The sequence below is a fragment of the Paenibacillus agilis genome (assembly GCF_007786455.1).
Classification (GTDB): Bacteria; Bacillota; Bacilli; order Paenibacillales; family Paenibacillaceae; genus Paenibacillus_B; species Paenibacillus_B agilis.
Genome location: NZ_VNJK01000001.1, coordinates 1,406,964 through 1,425,001, shown reverse-complemented (window position 1 = coordinate 1,425,001; position 18,038 = coordinate 1,406,964). Strand labels below are relative to the sequence as shown.

Annotated in this window: 16 protein-coding genes; 4 read left to right on the top strand and 12 right to left on the bottom strand. The window is 42.2% G+C overall.

The window, feature by feature from the left end; all coding sequences use genetic code 11:
* Nucleotides 1-5: 5 nt before the first annotated feature.
* The 5 genes from FPZ44_RS06330 to FPZ44_RS06310 form a co-directional block, all read right to left on the bottom strand.
* On the bottom strand, nt 6-869 hold the full coding sequence (locus FPZ44_RS06330) for an ABC transporter permease (protein ID WP_261378368.1): 864 nt from the start codon (nt 867-869) through the stop codon (nt 6-8).
* Between the two features lie 305 nt (nt 870-1,174).
* A complete protein-coding gene (locus tag FPZ44_RS06325; protein WP_418789167.1) occupies nt 1,175-2,122 on the bottom strand; it encodes an ABC transporter permease in 948 nt (315 codons plus the stop codon).
* On the bottom strand, nt 2,103-3,212 hold the full coding sequence (locus FPZ44_RS06320; RefSeq protein WP_144988405.1) for an ABC transporter permease: 1,110 nt from the start codon (nt 3,210-3,212) through the stop codon (nt 2,103-2,105). Before FPZ44_RS06320 ends, FPZ44_RS06325 begins: the two co-directional genes overlap by 20 nt.
* On the bottom strand, nt 3,205-4,743 hold the full coding sequence (locus tag FPZ44_RS06315) for an ABC transporter ATP-binding protein (protein WP_144988403.1): 1,539 nt from the start codon (nt 4,741-4,743) through the stop codon (nt 3,205-3,207). Before FPZ44_RS06315 ends, FPZ44_RS06320 begins: the two co-directional genes overlap by 8 nt.
* Nucleotides 4,744-4,819: 76 nt before the next feature.
* Nucleotides 4,820-5,857 (bottom strand): BMP family lipoprotein, encoded by a 1,038-nt coding sequence (locus FPZ44_RS06310; RefSeq protein WP_144988401.1) that lies wholly within the window; start codon nt 5,855-5,857, stop codon nt 4,820-4,822.
* A gap of 221 nt (nt 5,858-6,078) precedes the next feature.
* Here FPZ44_RS06310 and FPZ44_RS06305 point away from each other — a divergent pair, with 221 nt between their 5' ends.
* The 4 genes from FPZ44_RS06305 (at nt 6,079) to FPZ44_RS06290 (ending at nt 10,969) form a co-directional block, all read left to right on the top strand.
* Entirely contained in the window at nt 6,079-6,819 is a 741-nt protein-coding gene (locus FPZ44_RS06305; RefSeq protein ID WP_144988399.1) for a Crp/Fnr family transcriptional regulator, read from the top strand.
* Nucleotides 6,820-7,166: 347 nt separating this feature from the next.
* Entirely contained in the window at nt 7,167-7,877 is a 711-nt protein-coding gene (deoD, locus tag FPZ44_RS06300; protein ID WP_144988397.1) for a purine-nucleoside phosphorylase, read from the top strand.
* Between the two features lie 232 nt (nt 7,878-8,109).
* Nucleotides 8,110-10,248, top strand: a complete 2,139-nt coding sequence (locus FPZ44_RS06295; protein WP_144988395.1) for a HelD family protein — start codon at nt 8,110-8,112, stop codon at nt 10,246-10,248.
* A gap of 262 nt (nt 10,249-10,510) precedes the next feature.
* The gene (locus tag FPZ44_RS06290; protein ID WP_186785937.1) at nt 10,511-10,969 is read left to right on the top strand and encodes a copper amine oxidase N-terminal domain-containing protein; all 459 of its coding nucleotides are present in this window, start codon (nt 10,511-10,513) and stop codon (nt 10,967-10,969) included.
* Between the two features lie 67 nt (nt 10,970-11,036).
* On the opposite strand, the gene FPZ44_RS06285 is transcribed toward FPZ44_RS06290, so the two are convergent.
* The 7 genes from FPZ44_RS06285 to FPZ44_RS06255 form a co-directional block, all read right to left on the bottom strand.
* On the bottom strand, nt 11,037-12,617 hold the full coding sequence (locus FPZ44_RS06285; RefSeq protein ID WP_144988391.1) for a PH domain-containing protein: 1,581 nt from the start codon (nt 12,615-12,617) through the stop codon (nt 11,037-11,039).
* Complete coding sequence (locus FPZ44_RS06280; RefSeq protein ID WP_144988389.1) at nt 12,610-13,098, bottom strand: PH domain-containing protein; 489 nt, start codon at nt 13,096-13,098, stop codon at nt 12,610-12,612. The genes FPZ44_RS06285 and FPZ44_RS06280 overlap by 8 nt, the downstream gene beginning before the upstream one ends.
* A 13-nt stretch (nt 13,099-13,111) precedes the next feature.
* The gene (locus FPZ44_RS06275; protein WP_144988387.1) at nt 13,112-14,251 is read right to left on the bottom strand and encodes a sigma-E factor regulatory protein RseB domain-containing protein; all 1,140 of its coding nucleotides are present in this window, start codon (nt 14,249-14,251) and stop codon (nt 13,112-13,114) included.
* A complete protein-coding gene (locus FPZ44_RS06270) occupies nt 14,248-15,744 on the bottom strand; it encodes a sensor histidine kinase (RefSeq protein WP_144988385.1) in 1,497 nt (498 codons plus the stop codon). Before FPZ44_RS06270 ends, FPZ44_RS06275 begins: the two co-directional genes overlap by 4 nt.
* Nucleotides 15,741-16,451, bottom strand: coding sequence for a response regulator transcription factor (locus FPZ44_RS06265; protein WP_144988383.1), 711 nt, complete (start codon nt 16,449-16,451; stop codon nt 15,741-15,743). Before FPZ44_RS06265 ends, FPZ44_RS06270 begins: the two co-directional genes overlap by 4 nt.
* Nucleotides 16,452-16,622: 171 nt before the next feature.
* Nucleotides 16,623-17,135, bottom strand: coding sequence for a VanZ family protein (locus tag FPZ44_RS06260; protein WP_144988381.1), 513 nt, complete (start codon nt 17,133-17,135; stop codon nt 16,623-16,625).
* A 233-nt stretch (nt 17,136-17,368) separates the two neighbouring features.
* Nucleotides 17,369-17,893, bottom strand: a complete 525-nt coding sequence (locus FPZ44_RS06255; protein WP_144988379.1) for a hypothetical protein — start codon at nt 17,891-17,893, stop codon at nt 17,369-17,371.
* Nucleotides 17,894-18,038: the final 145 nt, after the last annotated feature.

Below are 18,038 nucleotides of genomic sequence, written 5' to 3'. Positions count from 1 at the left end.
CCTTCCTACCACAAACTGTTGCCGCTGCGACGAGCGATGGCGTTAGCAAGTGTAAGTAATATGATACTGACTACTGATTTGAACAAACCTACTGCAGCTGCATAAGAGTAACGGTGATTCTCGATACCGACCCTGAGTACGTAGGTGTCTATAACATCCGATACGCTCCAAACGATTTTGTCCTTACTCAGGAGTAATATATCTTCAAATCCAGCATTCATAATGTTTCCGATGGCAAGAATCATGAAGATGATTACTACAGGCATAATGCATGGAAGCGTTATCAGGAAAATTTGTTTAAACCGGCTCGCACCATCCATCGCTGCTGCCTCATACAAGTGAGGATCGATACCTGCAATTGCGGCCAAGTATACAATCGAAGCGAATCCGATTTCCTTCCAAACGTTGGTCGTAATAAGGATAGACCAGAAATATTCCGGCATCGAAAGGAAATTCAATGGTTCTTCAATTAAGTTTAGTTTCTCTAGTATGATGTTAATGCTGCCGTTGTCTACAGATAGCATCGAGATAACGAAGCCCGATACGATAACCCAAGACAAGAAGTGCGGCAAGTAGCTTAACGTTTGAACAAGACTCTTAAAGTATTTGTTACCAACCTCGTTAAGCATTAAGGCGAGAAGAATTGGTGCCGGGAAGCTAATTAGCAACTTCAAAAAGCTAATGACGAGCGTATTGCGTAATACTCGTTCAAAATCAGGAGATTTGAAGAAAGCTGCGAAATGCTTAAATCCAACCCAGTCACTAGCAAAAAATCCTTTGAACAAGCTATAATCCTGGAAAGCAGTTAGTACCCCGTACATCGGGATATAACTAAAAACAAATACGAAGCAGAGAGCTGGCAGTACCATCAATTGAATATCGATTTGCTTAATAAAGCGCTGCCATCCACTTTGCTTTGATGCTTTGATTTGGAGCCCTGGATCTGGCGCTGAGCCTTTAGAAGTGCTCAAGTCAGTAGGCGACATAATCATTCTCTCCTTTCCATCTCTCTTTATAGACTTCTGTACTACTATTGTATGAAGCAACCGCTTAAACGAATAGATGAGGAAACAACGAATTGTGATACTTTCCCATGGAGTTATATCATTTCATACAAAAAGACCTACTGAGAAATTGAATTTCACAGTAGGTCTCTTATTAATTGTTATAACTATTAACGTTTACCAGGCTCATACGGAACACCAAGTGCAGCCGGAGAACTGGATTTTTTGGATGTAAAGATTAGAACGACAAGCGTAAGCACATAAGGAAGCAAGTAGAATATTTCATTTGGAATATGCTTTGCTGCTTCTATGACTTGAATTTGGTCTTTAACCGCTTGTGCTACACCGAAGAACAAGGCAGCACCAAAGGCTCCAATTGGATGCCAGCGGCCAAAGATTACAGCTGCCAAGGCAATGAAACCTTGACCAGAAATCGTATGGAATGTAAAGCTGCTGTTCATCGTCAATGTAACTGTTGCTCCACCAAGAGATGCGATCATCCCACCTGCTAATACTGCCAAGAAGCGCAAGCGATTTACTCGAACGCCTGCAGTATCCGCAGAACCAGGATGCTCACCAACCGCACGTAAACGCAAGCCTAGTGGTGTACGATACATTATGAAGTAAATAATGATAGCTAGTGCAATTGCAATATACGTTACCGGATATAGGCTAAAGAAAGCGACACCTACGAACGGAAGTTCAGACAAGACTGGAATGCTCACTTTACTAAATACGTTTTGCAGAAGTGGTGTTTCCGCCGCACCGTCGAACAAAAGCTTTACAAAGAAGAACGTAGAGCTCGCTGCCAACATGTTTACAACGATACCACTAATTACTTGATTCGCCTTAAAGCGTACGGAAGCAATAGCATGCAATAGAGCGAATAGCAAGGTGAATATTGGTGCAGCCAAGAAACCGATCCAAGGCGCTGCTCCAGCCATACCTGCTTGCTCGGCATAATAAGTGACAACCCCTGCTGTAAATGCACCCGATACCATGAAGCCTTCTAATCCTAGGTTAATTACACCTGCTCGCTCAGTAATGAGACCACCCAATGCTGCAAAGATAAGCGCAGTCGCGAATACGAACGTACCATTAATGAGAAACGCTATCATTTCCACGAGCGCTCACCTCCTTCCTACGAGTCGAACGTCGAAGTTGGAATAACACGCGAAGCATGCCTGGAGCCGCTGCAAAGAAGATGATGATACTAACAACCATGCGAATTACTTCTCCTGGTACATCAGCACCAAAGCTCATTCCTTGCGAACCGTACATCAATGCTCCGAACAATGCAGCAGCCAACAATATGCCGATTGCTGTATTCATACCTAGCAACGCAACCGCAATACCGTCAAAGCCTAGCCCTGATGTCGTTGGCGCGATAGCCAAATATTTGAACACACCTAAGATTTCAAATGTACCAACTAATCCACCCATCATACCGGAAATAAAGAATGTACGATGAATCGTCTTATTTACAGAAATACCAGCATAGTGTGCAGCATGTTTACTGGAACCAACTGCACGCAGCTCATAGCCCCACTTCGTCTTATTCATATAGAAGGAATAGCCGACCAGAAGAAGCATCGTGATGATGAATCCCCAGTGAATACGAGCTCCGTCAAACCATTGAATTAAGAAAGGCATTTCAATGCTTGCTGAATCTTGAATCAACTTCGAACGAGCTGTACCTTCTTCCATCATGAACATACGAACGACGATATGGCTAATATATAGCGCACTCCAGTTCAACATGATACAAGTTACAACTTCGTTAATGCCTCTGCTCGTTTTCAACCAAGCAACAAGCATCCCCCAAAGACCACCGAATATAGCGCCTACAACGATTGCAAACAATGTATGCAGAATAGGCGGAAGCTCTAAGAAATGTCCGACTAATAATGCACCGATGGAACCCATTACGATTTGTCCCTCTACCCCGATGTTAAACATTCCACCGCGGAAAGCAATCGCAACAGCCAAACCAGTCAGTATAAGTGGCATAATAGAGCGAATAGTTTCGCCAATATCATACGGATTTCCTACAATTTTCTCGATCATGGACTGGTAAGCCAATATAGGCTCATAGCCCCCAACTAGCATAACAATCGCACCGATCAGTAAGCCGAGGAAAATGGAAATGATCGAAATCCAAATGGATTCTTGTTTAAATACATTGATGAATGACTTAAGCTTAGCCATTGGACGATTCTCCCCCCAACTTTCCTGCCATCATTAATCCTAACTTCTGCTCATTTGTCGCCGAAGGAGTCGTCTCTCCAACAATTTGTCCATTGAAAATAACGAGAATGCGATCAGCTACATCTAAAATCTCATCCAATTCAAAGGAAACGAGCAGAACCGCTTTGCCAGCATCGCGTTCAGCAATTAACTGCTTATGCACAAATGAGATAGCACCTACGTCCAAGCCTCGAGTTGGCTGTGCCGCAATAAGGAATTTCGGATTCGCTTCGATCTCACGTGCGATAATGATTTTTTGCTGATTACCACCAGATAGGGAACGTGCCAGAACCTCTGTGCCTGGGGTACGAATATCGTAGCTCTCGATAAAACGCTCTGCTTCTTTTCTAATATTATTTTCCTGCAATATGCCAAGCTTGCTCATCGGACTGTTATAATAGGATTTCAAGACAGAATTTTCGCTGACTGTAAAATCAAGTACAAGTCCATGCTTATGGCGATCCTGTGGAATATGTCCAACGCCGGATTCGCTGACTACTCGTGGCGACAAGTTAGCCATTTCCGCTCCATTCATGCGGATAGAGCCCGAATCCACCTTCATCATGCCAGTTAATGCTTCTATTAATTCACTTTGGCCATTACCGTCTACACCAGCGATACCGACGATCTCACCTGCTCTAATGTCAAAGCTCACACCACGCAGCATATCTTGACCGCTTGCATCCTTTACATGTAGATCTTTAACTTCTACCAATCGTTCACCTGGCGTTGCAGGTTCCTTGTCTACATGAAGACTTACGTTACGGCCTACCATGCGTTCTGCAAGCGCTTCCGGAGAAGCTGTAGCTACTTGCAGCGTATCAATGACTTTACCTCTGCGAATGACTGTACAGCGATCTGCGATTTCCATAATCTCTTTAAGCTTGTGCGTAATGATGATGATGGATTTGCCTTCTGCCGCCAAGCCTTTCAATATCGCAAGCAATTCCGTAATCTCTTGTGGCGTCAATACAGCCGTCGGTTCGTCGAAAATTAGAATATCCGCACCACGGTACAAGATTTTCATAATTTCTACACGCTGCTGCATACCTACCGAGATCGTATCTACAACTGCATGCGGTTTAATATTTAGGTTGTATCTATCGGATAATTCTTGAATGCGCTGTACAGATGACTTAAGATCGAGAGCTAGACCTTTTTTTGTTTCCATACCTAGTACGATATTTTCTGTAACCGTGAACGGTGGAACAAGCTTGAAATGCTGGTGAACCATTCCGATGCCGAGTTCAATCGCTTTACTAGGGGTATCCATGGAAACAGGTTGGCCATTTATCCAAATCTCACCTTCATCTGGCTGATACAGACCAAATACCATATTCATCAGAGTCGATTTCCCGGCCCCGTTCTCACCTAGCAGCGCCAATATTTCACCTTTGCGCAACTGTAAGTCTATGCTGTCATTTGCAACGATTCCCGGAAATCGCTTGGTGAGCCCCTTAAGCTCAAGAACGATGTCGTGTTGAGCGGTCATACGGATTCCTCCTTAAGAAGTTCCCCCACCACTTAAGCGGCAGGGGAATTGGCAATGCATATTGTCAAAAGTACAATTACTCGCTAGGAACTGTGATTTCACCGTTGATGATCTTCGTACGGAATTCTTCTACTTTTTCCAATACTTCTGGAGCAACGTTTTTCTTAGAAGTTGGAGCAATATCTACGCCATTTTCTTTCAAGCCCATGTAAGTTGTTTTACCTGCAGGGAACTTGTCGCCTTCCAATTGCTTGGAAATTTCGATAACAGCGTTATCAACACGCTTAATCATAGAAGTCAAAGTAATGTCATCGCCAAATGTCAAGGATTGGTCCATATCTACACCGATAACCCAAACATTTTCACCACGTTGCTTACGCTCTTTTGCTTCATTAAATACACCGTTACCTGTCATACCAGATGCGTGGAAGATAATGTCCGCTCCGCCTTCATAAATTGTGGAAGCTGCAGATTTACCTTTGTCTACACGGCTGAAGTCAGCTGTGTAAATAACTTTCAAGTTCTTCGCTGCTTCTGGGTTAACTGCTTCAACACCAGCGCGGAAGCCAACTTCGAAGCGCTTGATTACTGGCAATTCCAAACCGCCAACGAATCCAAGTTTGTTTGTTTTAGTTGTAAGACCAGCAATAACACCAACCAAGAATGAGCCTTCATGCTCTTGGAACAGGACGGAAGCAACGTTAGGTGCTTTTACCTCCGCGTCAATAATAGCAAGTTTAGCATTTGGATTTTCTCCTGCAATTTGTTTAACAGGATCCATCATTGTAAAGCCTGTTGCCCATGTCAAATCATAGCCGCCCTTAACGAATTGGTTCAAGTTAGGAATGATTTCAGCATCTTTTTTAGGCTCCATGTACTTGACACTAACACCTTTTTCATCACGAAGCTTTTGCAAGCCTTCCCACGCACTTTGGTTGAATGACTTGTCGTTTACACTACCCAAGTCTGTTACGAGGCCTACTTTGAGATCACTTTTTGGTGCAGAGCCACCAGCTGCTGGATCTGTCTCTTTGTTTTTAGCACCACAGCCAGACAAAACGAGCGTGAGCACCATAACACTTGCAAGCATTAATAACCAACCTTTTTTCTTCATGCGTATGTTCCCCCTATGAATGATGTATTGGTATTGCGGTATTGCCACTACCTATCGTAACCTAAGTTACTAAAATGCACCATAACTTTGTTACTAGACTTATAGCTGGTAACTAAAACCATCACCCCCACACTAAAGTAAGAAGAAGTTAAACTTGGTTTGAAAGCGTTTTCTAGTGTATGATGACACTAGTGATAATATAAACAAGGTGGATTAATACGATGATAGATGATTTGCGTCAGGTTACCTTCTTTCAGGATTTGCCTGAGCATGCTATAAAAGAACTCATTCCTAAGCTAAAACACCGTCATTTCAAGAAAAATCACACCATTATTTATGAAGAAGATACGAATAGAGACATTTTTATTATTCGTTCCGGCTTCGTCAAAGTTTATCGCATTGAGGAAGATAAAGAGTTTATTTTCAACTTCTTCTTCCCAGGTGAAACCATAGGCGAAGTGGAAGCTATCGATCCGGCCTCCGCTAGAATTGCTTCTATTGAAGCAATGGATAACGTACAGGCATGGATGCTTAGTGGTGAAGACTTTATGGAACTAACCGAACGATATCCTTCGATACTGCGTCGTGCCTATTGCCAGCTCGTAGATAACATTCGGGTGTTGAATCGCAAGATTTGCTACTTGTCCTTTATGGACGTGAGACGCAAATGCGCTAACCTACTGCTGGACCTATCTACAAACTTAGGTGTTGAAGATAGCGGTTACATTCAAATTCAATATAAGTTCCCTCATCATGTGCTTGCCAATATGGTAGGCGTTACGAGAGAGTCTTTGTCCAAGACGCTCAAAGAATTTCAAGATGAAGGATTAATAGCCGTTAATCAGAAAACGATTACAATTATGAATTTGAAGAAAATGTCAGAAGTCAGTGAATCTTCCTATATTGAACAGAAGCAGCGCGTCTGGCGTCGTAAGGACACTGCACATAAATTCAACTTATAGCTGCTAAGACTACATCAAGCAATGCCTGAGCGTATTATTTTATGAATGCCTGTACCAGAACTTGTTCGCTAAATGATTCTAGCACCATTGTAGTCCAACCTTCGACCTAGTCGCAGTGAAGCCGAGAACTATTTTTTTGTGAGCAAGAACACAAAATGAAAACGTTACAAAACACTGAAATGATGAATATGTGGTGTTAGGCTAGTATTCAAACAGCATTTTCGTGTCATCCTAATAAGCATCGTCTACATTAAACCTATTTTAACCGGTGGTCAGTGTGAGCGTATTCAAAATTAAGATGAGACGAAGTTGCTACATTAAAATGAATGATAATTTGGAGGTTTAGCATGAGTATACATTTAGAGGCTCCACAAGGTGCAATTGCAGAGAAAGTACTTCTTCCAGGTGACCCGCTTCGTGCGAAGCATATTGCAGAGACATTTTTAGAAGATGTTCAATGCTATAACCAAGTTCGTAACATGTTGGGCTTTACAGGTACTTATAAAGGAGAGCGTATCTCCGTTCAAGGAACAGGCATGGGTCTTCCATCCTTCTCCATCTATGCAACAGAGCTAATTAAAGATTACGGTGTTAAAACATTGGTTCGTGTAGGAACTTGCGGCGCGATCCAACGTGATGTTCAATTGCGTGAAGTGTTGATGGCACAAGGTGTTTGTACAGATTCCTCCATCATCTCGCACTTCTTCCCTGGCATTTCGTTCTCGCCGATCGCGGACTTTGATCTTCTGCATCGTGCATATATGATTTCTAAAGATCGTCAAATGCAAGTACGTGTTGGTAATGTCCATACATCCGACTACTTCTACTCCGAGAACCCAGAGGCTGTTAGCAGACTTGGCGAATTCGGCGTTATGGCTGTTGAGATGGAAACGGCTGCATTGTACACGTTGGCTGCAAAATACGGCGTTAAAGCTTTGTCCTTGCTAACAGTTAGCGATCATATCGTAACAGGTGAGCAAACGACATCAGAAGAACGCCAAACTACTTTCAACCAAATGATCGAGCTTGCGCTTGATGCGATCGTAGAAGGCAAATAATATTCGTATAGATTCAAATTGAAGAAATACGTGAAACACAACCGGGCATTCCTAATTAAGGAGAGCCCGGTTTCTTTTGATTTTACGCACACGGTATAAAGACATACCAGACGGGAAATACAATGCTGTATGTTGTGTTCACTATCTCGTTATGGTATAGTTACCTTCCTGTTTTTACGCACTTAAGAACAATACGTAGCTATTTCAAACTACTCTTAGGAGGTAACTGAAAGTGAGCGAATCTTTTCAAAGTGCCTATCAAGAAGAAGAACAACGTCTCGAACAGACGTTGTCTCTCATTCACAGGCAGTATGATGAATTAAAACAAATTCCGGTCTATCGCGGTTCAGATTTCACAGAGCAAGTACTTGAAGATCATCGTGAGACAAGAAGGCAAAGACTGCGCAGAGCTGTTAAAGACCCGTACTTCGCAAGAATGGACGTACGACAAGTAGGTCGCGACAATAGTCATATTCTCTATATAGGTAAACAAGGGGTTGACGATGAAGAGACCTGGAAACTTGGGGATACAGAAGCCTACCCGCTTGTCTTGGATTGGAGAGCTCCTGTTGCGAGTTTATTTTATGCCTTCAACGGTGGAGAAGAAGCAGTTCAATATGAGACTCCTGAGGGAGCCGAAGCAGCACACGTCGATCTAAAACGAAATCTTGTTATTCGTCAGGAACGTTTGCAGAGAGTGGCAGATACGTATAATCGATCGTCCGGCGATGAGCATGTGAACGACGAGTTCCTCGTCTACCGGCTAGGAGAAAATAAAGATAATAAGCTTCGTGATATCGTATCAACGATTCAAGCAGAGCAGGATCTTATTATTCGTGCCCCTAAAAATAAAGCCTTGTTTATACAAGGGGTTGCAGGTAGTGGTAAGACAACTGTTGCATTGCATCGCCTTGCTTTTTTGCTTTATCAGTATCAAGAGCAAGTACGTGCGGATCGAATGATTATTTTTGCCCCGAACCGAATGTTCTTGGATTATATATCTGATGTGCTTCCTGAACTGGGTGTAGGAGATATCCAGCAGCGAACATTCGCTGACTGGGCCCTAGACTGGACTGGGCTAGATGATCGGATACAGCTTATCAGCGCAACAGAAGAAGCCGAGCTCTGGTATGGTGAACTGCAAGGAGCTAATCAAGATATTCAAGCTGCTGGCGGCAGAATGAAAGGCTCTCTTGCTTGGAAACAACTTATTCAGGATGCTGTGCAAGACATTGTCGAGCAGGCTGTACCAGAAGAAGACTTCAGTCCATGGGACGGGGCGCTCATTAAACATGAGCAGCTATTGACATGGTATCATGAGGAGTATCGTTCTTATGCTCCTGCCAAGCGGCTAGAACGTGTATCTGCACGTATTCAACGTTGGGTCGAAATGGAACTGAAGCGTGAACGTTCACGTACAACTCTTCAGGAGAAGAAACGCAAATCCTCTTCCCGTCTGAAAGCCTATATGAAAAAATGGCCGAAGCCAGATGTCCTGCATATCTACAAGACGTTGATAAAAACGGAACCTGTTCGCCAGTTCTTAGCACCAGCATTATGGAAACGAACCGTCAACGATCTGAAGCAGAATCAAATTCGCCAAGAAGATTTAACGACAATGACCTATATCCATATGCTTATGTATGGTGTTGAGCGAACGCATACTTTTGATCATATTGTCATTGATGAGGCACAGGATTTTTCTCCCCTTCATTTGGCATTATTGAATCAATGCGTCCGCAGTCAATCCTTTACCGTACTCGGCGATCTTTCTCAGGGTATCCATGCTTATGCAGGTATTGAAAGCTGGGATGAACTTCGCAATCTCTTCCAAGAGGAAGATACAGGTTACTTCGAGCTAAGACGAAGCTACCGCTCTACAATGGAAATTATAGAGTTTGCCAATGTCATCTTGAAGCGTGGAATTACTAACCCTATTCTGGCAGAGCCTGTCTTCCGCAGTGGAGAACCTGTTCGAGTTCTTTCTCATGACGAGGATAACCAGCTCACTTACATCGAGACTGAGCTTATGGCTATGAAAGAACAGAACTATGAGACAACAGCTCTCCTCACCCGCACGACTGAGGAAGCGCGTCAATTAGCTGCTGAGCTTAGAGAGAATGGTTGGGAAATTAATTTAATGGATGGCAAACAAGATACGTATGCAGGGGGCATTTCTGTACTACCTGTATATTTATCAAAAGGCTTGGAGTTTGATGCCGTAACGATTATAGGTGCTGACAGCACTCGCTATGGTCTGCAACCACTTGAGACTCGCCTACTCTATGTAGGCTGTACAAGAGCATTGCATCGTTTAACTGTGCTTTACACTGGAACGTGTAGTCCGTTAATTGATAGCGTCATCGAATAATAATTATATTGGCTAATACAGCCCAGCTGACTTTTCTTTAAGAATAAAGAGGAGTTAGCTGGGCTTATTCATGTGTTTAGTAGAAATAGAATGCAATAAAAATTGTCTAGATTGTGATCGATTCATCTTTGATTGGTTTAAGTAAGAAGAGAGGGATGCATTTGTACTGCACTCTTCCAAAAGAAGTATCTCAAAAAAGCTTATCATTTCATGAAACTTTTTCTAGTCGTGAAACGTCATTCTATAGAAGGAGGTTATGAATTTGAAAAAAACCGCCCTAATAACCTTTACATTAGCCATCGCTCTTACATTACATCTCGACTTACCCGTACAGGCAGCTGCTGCTGTTGATAATCAATCCGTTAATGTGTTCAACGCTCATGGTGAATCCATTTTATCAGGATCCATTTTGCACGAAGGCGCTAGTTACATCTTAGCCTCACAGCTTCATGAAGTGATGGACGTCGAACTTCATTGGGAATCCACTTCCCATTCCGTTGTCATAAAAGGTGAGCGGCATCAGGTAAATTGGTATTCCATTAGCGATAAACTAAAAGTAAATGGAAAAGATGTTACCTTAACAGAAAAGCCAATTATTAAAAATAAACGTACTTACGTGCCTATTTCACTGCTTAAAAAAGTATTTCATCTTCCCGTCAGCTGGGACCAGCCATCCAAGACCGTTATCTTCTTGGATGGTAGCTCAGCTGACAATTATTAATGCGCAAAAAACAACCTTAGTTCGTTCTTACACGAAACTAAGGCTGTCGCAGAAATAGTTAATTTTATTATTTTAGACGTTGGTCTCTTCTAAACCAGTTCCAAACCGCTTCTACGTCATGCTCATCCAAGCATTGTGTACTGAAACTGGTTCCCCCAACATCCCCCATCAGTTTCACTTTCATTCGCTGTAAACGCATCTTCTTCTGAAGAGGTGTTGAACGCTTTTGGAATGTTACTATTTGCTTACGGCGTGCAAAAATCGTATAGCGTGCCAAATCCCTTTTCCAAATGGTAAGCTGCTCGTCACGGCACGTGAATCCCTCGTCTGAATGTGCGATATAAGAAATCGGCACGGTTACAACGAATAACAGCAGAACCCACCAGCCAACTGCGCCAAAATACCAGACGGCTGCAGCTGTAAGCAATCCATTTATAAGCGTGTCCCACTTCAAGAAGGTCCAAATGGCTCTCTTCGGAGAACGTTTCTCCCGTTCAACCCAGTTAAACTGTGGTACCATTTCAGCCATCCAGCTTTGTAGAAGCTGCTTACGAATAAATGGGTGTAAAATAACCATTTCGTTTTTATTCGAAGATACGACATGAAGACCAACCTCGGCATATCCGAGAACTTGACGCAGAATACCTTCCTTCACAACGACCGCCTGCACCCGCTTAATGCGAAACACATGCTTCTTCTTCTCTAACAGCCCATAGGATATGCTAATTTGACTTCCATCAAACTCCAATTGGAATCCACCGTATTTCAATATATAAAGAATCGTAGAAAGAGCCCATGCTGCAATTACACCAACTATGACAATTCCCCACCAAGTCGGGAAAATCGCCTGTGCCATTGAAATGATTCGGTCGTAGAGAGCTGCTGGCAAAATATCATCAGCGAATGAAATAACACCTAACATAAACGTAATAACTAACCCAATGTTGACCGTTGTAATCGATGCAAACAACACCTCGATCAAAGGCAGCTTATATGTATAAGCAACAGTTTGAGCTGTATTACGCTCATGCTCTCGTTTGTTATCAATAACATCAGGTGAAGAAATGGCATGTTGCTCCGAGGCTAGTTGAGACTGGGCATTAACATCATCACTCTGATCATAAACTAACTTTTGTTGTTCCTGTCCCACGACTTCAACTTCTTTTTTCAGCTTCATCGATGATGATTGACTGCGAATCCACTGTTCCAGTTCGTTTGCCGTATCCAGTGTTATCGCTTTTAGAACGCCATCCCCTTCAGATTTCCCCCCTGGCATTTCGATCTTGATCCGAGCAATACCTAACAACCGATGAATTAACGGCTGCTCCACATTAACGGAATGAATACGAGAATAATAAAGATTTCGTTCTTCTCTGAACAAAATACCTTTGTGGATACGAACACGATCATGCTCTAGCACATAATAGAATCGCTGCCAAGACAAGTAGCTTGTAAATAGCCCAAAAAGCAATATACCCGGTAAAATTGCGTGATACCATTCTAATTGAGCCGAATCTCTTATATCAAAGAAGACAATAATAATTAAAGGTATGAGCGCTTTGATGACTTCCAGCCAAGACAGTAAAATCTGAGCAGGATGAAGCTTATTTCGCGTTGGGGTATACTGTACACTTTCATGATCATTCATCAGTATCCACCACCCGTGCTAATGTTCCGATATAAGCTTTAAGTTCATCTGCCTCCTTCTGCAGCAAACCGCTAATTTTATGCGTGCCAGCAGCTGTGACAATCATCGTAGAAGCAAGTCCGTATGCACGCAGCAGTGGGCCCGTCTCCGTCTCCACATGCTGTACTTTTGTCATTGGAATTAGCACATGACTACGGAACCAGACCCCTTGCTTAATTTCCATTTCTTCTTCATGAACAACGAAAGCAAAGTATCGATACTCGAGTCTAGGCCAAATAAAAACATATAGGACAAACAATGCGACAGCAGCTATACAGGCTGTAATGGCTGGCCACATTAGCCAATTCCACATATAGGCACATACTAGATAAGCTATCGCTCCCAACAAGATTAAGGAAGTACTAATAATACTGCGCCACCTAAATACATCCAGCATCTTTTCATGCAGCATACGCATAGGTTGATTTTCTCTCTCTATCATGATGACCCCTCCGCTATCCTTGTATCTTTGGTTTCATTTCTACTGGGGATGGATATGGAGTGAGTTTCTCCGCCCACTTAAGAAGTTCATCTTGCTTTAAGTCTGGATGACGACTCATTAATTCATAAAGATAGCCGTTCTCCTCCCAAGAAAGTATCTGAAGCTCTTCCCAATACATCCCTTGCTTATTTCTAACTTTCACTTTGTTATCGCCTGCCGAAGTATTATCTCCATCATTTGCAGATGGCGAGATATATAATTGAAACATTGGCGTTCCGTCAGGCTTATCATAAATAAGCGAAATTAATGTCCAGTCTGCATCCTCTCCAAAGTCATACACTTCTTTTTCCACATGTGAAAGTTTAATATCTTGATTTTGCGGTAGATGCATCAGACCGCTCTTTAGAAATTTGGCAGCCTCTTGCAATGTAATTCGATCTGGCTTGATGCTCTCATCCATACTCTCTATCTTTACATGGGATGGAAGAATTAACTCCAATTCCTTATCTTCGAATTTGTTCCTCGTTTCAAAGAGCGTATACTCCGTTACAAATTCGACTTCGTCGGACCGCTCTGAAGTTTTCAATACCATCCATGTTTCCTTATCAATCCACAGTTCCATTTCTGAACGATACGATGAATCTTTCGTTACAGCACGCAGTCGCTGTACAGGCCGTCCCAAAAAGGTATCATCCTCTACCGATTTGATGGTGTAATTTTTACGGATCGACTCCATCTGCATCATAAAACTTTCGCGAGTTCCGAAGGACACTTCTGGATCCTCTGGGGAAAATGAAGTGATGTAGGCTACTTTATCTCCCTTTGTATAAGTAAGTAAGTCTCGCGGTGTCTGTAGACTATATTGAACCTCATTCCCCTCTATCATCTCTCGATAAATCCGCCCCTGCTTAGCACCCACCCATTCTTTTAACAAATACTTCTCATCCTTTGACTTCCCGTCCCTATACGTAAAAGTCATGTTTGCCTCCGCATAATAAGAAACCAACTCGTAGTTAGGCGGCGTTACCATATCTAAGAAATTATTAGGTGGTTCGGACTTACTCCAGTTCCAGCTCCAGCCACAACCTGCCACCGGGAAAACGATGAAAACAACAAAGATCCATTTGATAACTGTCAAACCTTTTGTTCTCATGTATCTTCGCCCTCCTTCATAGCACTCTTACTGGGGTGGATCGGAAATTGACACATCACGACCGTACCATAAGGAGCTTTCGACCATATATGAAGCTGCCCATAGTGTCTGCGTATAATTTCTTGTGTAATACTTAGACCTAATCCGAAACCTTGCATGGACTTGGGTCGTGACTGCTCGCCTTGAACGAAAGGCTCAAGCAATCCGGACAAAATTTTATCAGGAATGACCGTACCTTCATTGAAAATGATAAGGCTTGCCGCATCAGTTCTACGAACATCGTTCAACTGCTGCTCAAATGGTGCCAACCAATCAGGTACTTGCTCAATCCCTGACACAGCTGCCATGCCAACACATCTTCCAGCTGAAGTATGGCGAAGCGCATTACTAACAAGATTGTCAGTCAGACGCATCATTTGTTTAGGGTCCATTTGATAAGTGCCCTGCACTTCGATACTCGTTTTTAATTGCACACCATTTTTGCTGCATAAAGCATCATAGCCGGAGAACAACATATCAAATATTTCTTCGCCTTCGACCTCGATCAAGTTAGTAGGATATTTAGAAGAACGCAGTGCTGCAAAAAGCGTTAGATCATCAAGCATTCCTCGCATCTGCTCTACTTTGGATTTAACAATTGCCCGATAATCCTCTTGCTCCTCTAGTGTCAATTGTGATCCATTTTCAAGTGCTTCCATATAGGCTTGAATCGAAGTTAGTGGCGTTTTCAAATCATGAGATAGAGAAGCAACCATAAATTGCTTGTCCTGCTGCTCTCTCGCCACTTCTTCACGTGCGGCTTCAATATCTTCACGCATATCTCCAAAATGCTTTATCAAAATCCCCATTTCATCATTGGAAGCTTGCTTCCACTCTGTAATAGGCTCATTATTCGCAAGCGCACTCATCTGGCTCATCAGATGTCGCATTGGCTGAATAAGTTTACGCTTCACCAGCAACCATACAATGACATACAAAATAACAAAGAACAAAATAATTCCGGCGATAAGCTGCCACACGGTGTTGCTAACTTGCTCTACATATTGCTCTCGCTCTACATGTAAGTCGTAAAATCCTATAAGTTGATCACCATGAAAAACGGGCTGCTTCATTTTAAAAGCACGAGGCGTTTTTTCAAGCTGATACAGTTTGCTGTATAGCTCTTCAGCAGGGACACGCAGGAAATATTGCTGGTAGTCATCCTGATTCGTGGAAAATAAGCGGTACCCATCCGCTCGATACAACGTTAGCTCAATGGAGTCATCCAGCAACAATTCAAGAGGCTTGTATCTCTCATTAGATTGTACACGATACCATTTCGGGTTCATGATTTGTCCTTCATACTGTTGCATTTTCTCTGTAACCTGGACGTATTCTTCCAACGCTTCACTTTTATCATGTTCATACGTTACATAGGCAAATAAGCCAAAAGCGATTACAGGAAGCAGCATAACGATTAAAAAAGCACTCATCAGCCAATTACGGAGCTTCATTGGTCACGCTCTCCAATAAATCGATAGCCACTGCCCCACACAGTCTCAATGAATTTTGGATTGCGAATTTGTTCCCCAAGCTTCGTCCGAAGACTCTTAATGTGAACATTAATCGTATTCGTGCAATCCTCATGACGCTGCTGCCAGACATGCTCATACAACTCGGTTTTGGAGAATGTCCGATCCGGATGTGTTGCCATAAGCACGAGCAAAGCCCATTCCTTGCTCGTAAGATGAATATCTTCTTCGTTCAAATAAGCACGCTGACGCTCAAAGTCAATTAACAATCCATGCTTAAATACCATTTTCATCGCTTGAGATGGCTGAGCATTTCCTTGACGATAACGTCGTAGGATGGATTGTATCCTTGCAGTAAGTTCAGTTAAACTAAAAGGCTTTGTCAAATAATCATCTGCTCCGAGTTGAAGACCGCGCACCTTGTCCTCATCCTCAGCACGAGCACTTATAATAATTAGCGGCACATCGCTAATTAATCGTATATTTTTACATAAATCATATCCATCCATCTCAGGCATCATAAGATCTACAATAACAAGATCATAATTACCATTCCGAAAATCTTCCCAACATTCAAGTCCAGTAGATGCCCATGTTACATCACATCGTTGTCTGCGAAAATGATCGCGTACAATGCGGGCAATCTCAGGATCATCTTCAGCCAATAAAATTGCAGTTCCATCTAACATTCCATTCAACCCTCCTGCACTTATTGTAAAGCTTCATCGTATAACGAGATTGACATTTAAGAAAGAATTCATATTTGGCAACAAAAACAAAAAACACCATACGTTTAGGTACGGTGTCATTTAATCACATTTATTTGCGTTCTTAACGGTGTAAGACATGTTCCTCTTTCCTCAATCCACTGAGGAAGTATGTGAGCCCTTTATCCTTCTTGCCTGCTCTGTCCACAATTGTCTAGCTACAATATGCAGACCATATCCAAGCCATCCCCCGCCAGTATTCAATATCATATCATCAACATCCAGGGTACCTAGTTGCAGACCATATTGGAGCATCTCTATCGTTACCGTGAGAACAAGGGACAAGAGCACTATTATCCACCAGCGCTTAAATACAGGCAGCAAAAGCGGAATAAGAAACCCTAATGGCAAAAACAACAAAACATTACCGAATAAATTATTAAACCATACATCAAATGGATAATAATCGAGGTGGAACATATATTCCTTAATCGTTTGAAAAGGGACTAGATTAATTGCATATTTACCCGTCATGTCCAAAGCTCGGTAGAAGCCGAAAAACAGCAAATATGTAGCGTATAACAAATATAAAATCAAGACAAGCCATCCAACTATCGTTAGATAAGTCTTCCATGCTTTGACTTGTTTAAGGGTAAACGAAGTCATACACGAGTCACCAACTCTCACACAACGAAGGAAGCTTGCCTCTCTTTATCATCGAATCAATGTAGAGATGATTCTACTTCTTCGTGGATTTAATAAAAAACCGCTCGTACCACAAATACCCAACAGCAATGAGGCAAAGCAACAAGACTAGAGCAAGAGTATACATCATTTAACCCTCCATGTGCAAATCATATTCGTCTGTATACGCTTATCATTGATGTCTGACACTTAACTTATACATCACTGGCCAAATCATTACTGCTATCTTTTTGACGTTTGTTCGAATTAAAAAGTTTGATACGGCTAAGCAAATAATCAATTAGCGCAAACAGCCATGCGGCCGAAACAAATGTGATTATTTCATGCCAATCCATAGAATACCAGTGCCATGAACTCTCGTTGCCATGAATAAAATAACGCAGCGTAATGAATGCAGATACCAATCCCCCAATTGCATATAACAGCAGATAGCCAAACAAGCGAACAATAATGACTACTCTAGAAGGAGCTTCTTCTGCTTTTTTACTACCTATCCGCATGATGAGATCAATTAGTATGGACAATGGAATTCCTATAGCATAATAAGTGCCTCCCAGCACAAACATAATCATGGTAAGAAGTACACGGCCAGTAGCGTCTACGGATAATAACGAAGACAATAATGTGATTATGTTTACACCGAAAACTATCATAGGTAATGTGAAAGAGAAAACAATAGTCGCTATAAGTGCCGAGATACATTTACGCATAATATACAAGGAATCACCTCCCGTTTCTTTATCCATTTTCTGTTTATAATTATATCACTATGTATAACAACTGTTCATAATAATCGTTAGATACAAATATGCATCCGCCACATAGCCACATGTATGCGTACATAAAAATAAAAAGCTGATATCC

What these genes read in the sequence shown, in the direction of transcription:
- FPZ44_RS06260 (WP_144988381.1), bottom strand. Translation starts at nt 17,135, where the DNA reads ATGACTTCGTTTACCCTTAAACAAGTCAAAGCATGGAAGACTTATCTA.
- FPZ44_RS06275 (WP_144988387.1), bottom strand. Translation starts at nt 14,251, where the DNA reads ATGAGAACAAAAGGTTTGACAGTTATCAAATGGATCTTTGTTGTTTTC.
- FPZ44_RS06305 (WP_144988399.1), top strand. Translation starts at nt 6,079, where the DNA reads ATGATAGATGATTTGCGTCAGGTTACCTTCTTTCAGGATTTGCCTGAG.
- FPZ44_RS06330 (WP_261378368.1), bottom strand. Translation starts at nt 869, where the DNA reads ATGGTACTGCCAGCTCTCTGCTTCGTATTTGTTTTTAGTTATATCCCG.
- FPZ44_RS06270 (WP_144988385.1), bottom strand. Translation starts at nt 15,744, where the DNA reads ATGAAGCTCCGTAATTGGCTGATGAGTGCTTTTTTAATCGTTATGCTG.
- FPZ44_RS06325 (WP_418789167.1), bottom strand. Translation starts at nt 2,122, where the DNA reads ATGATAGCGTTTCTCATTAATGGTACGTTCGTATTCGCGACTGCGCTT.
- FPZ44_RS06285 (WP_144988391.1), bottom strand. Translation starts at nt 12,617, where the DNA reads ATGAATGATCATGAAAGTGTACAGTATACCCCAACGCGAAATAAGCTT.
- FPZ44_RS06280 (WP_144988389.1), bottom strand. Translation starts at nt 13,098, where the DNA reads ATGATAGAGAGAGAAAATCAACCTATGCGTATGCTGCATGAAAAGATG.
- FPZ44_RS06310 (WP_144988401.1), bottom strand. Translation starts at nt 5,857, where the DNA reads ATGAAGAAAAAAGGTTGGTTATTAATGCTTGCAAGTGTTATGGTGCTC.
- FPZ44_RS06315 (WP_144988403.1), bottom strand. Translation starts at nt 4,743, where the DNA reads ATGACCGCTCAACACGACATCGTTCTTGAGCTTAAGGGGCTCACCAAG.
- FPZ44_RS06320 (WP_144988405.1), bottom strand. Translation starts at nt 3,212, where the DNA reads ATGGCTAAGCTTAAGTCATTCATCAATGTATTTAAACAAGAATCCATT.
- deoD (WP_144988397.1), top strand. Translation starts at nt 7,167, where the DNA reads ATGAGTATACATTTAGAGGCTCCACAAGGTGCAATTGCAGAGAAAGTA.
- FPZ44_RS06265 (WP_144988383.1), bottom strand. Translation starts at nt 16,451, where the DNA reads ATGTTAGATGGAACTGCAATTTTATTGGCTGAAGATGATCCTGAGATT.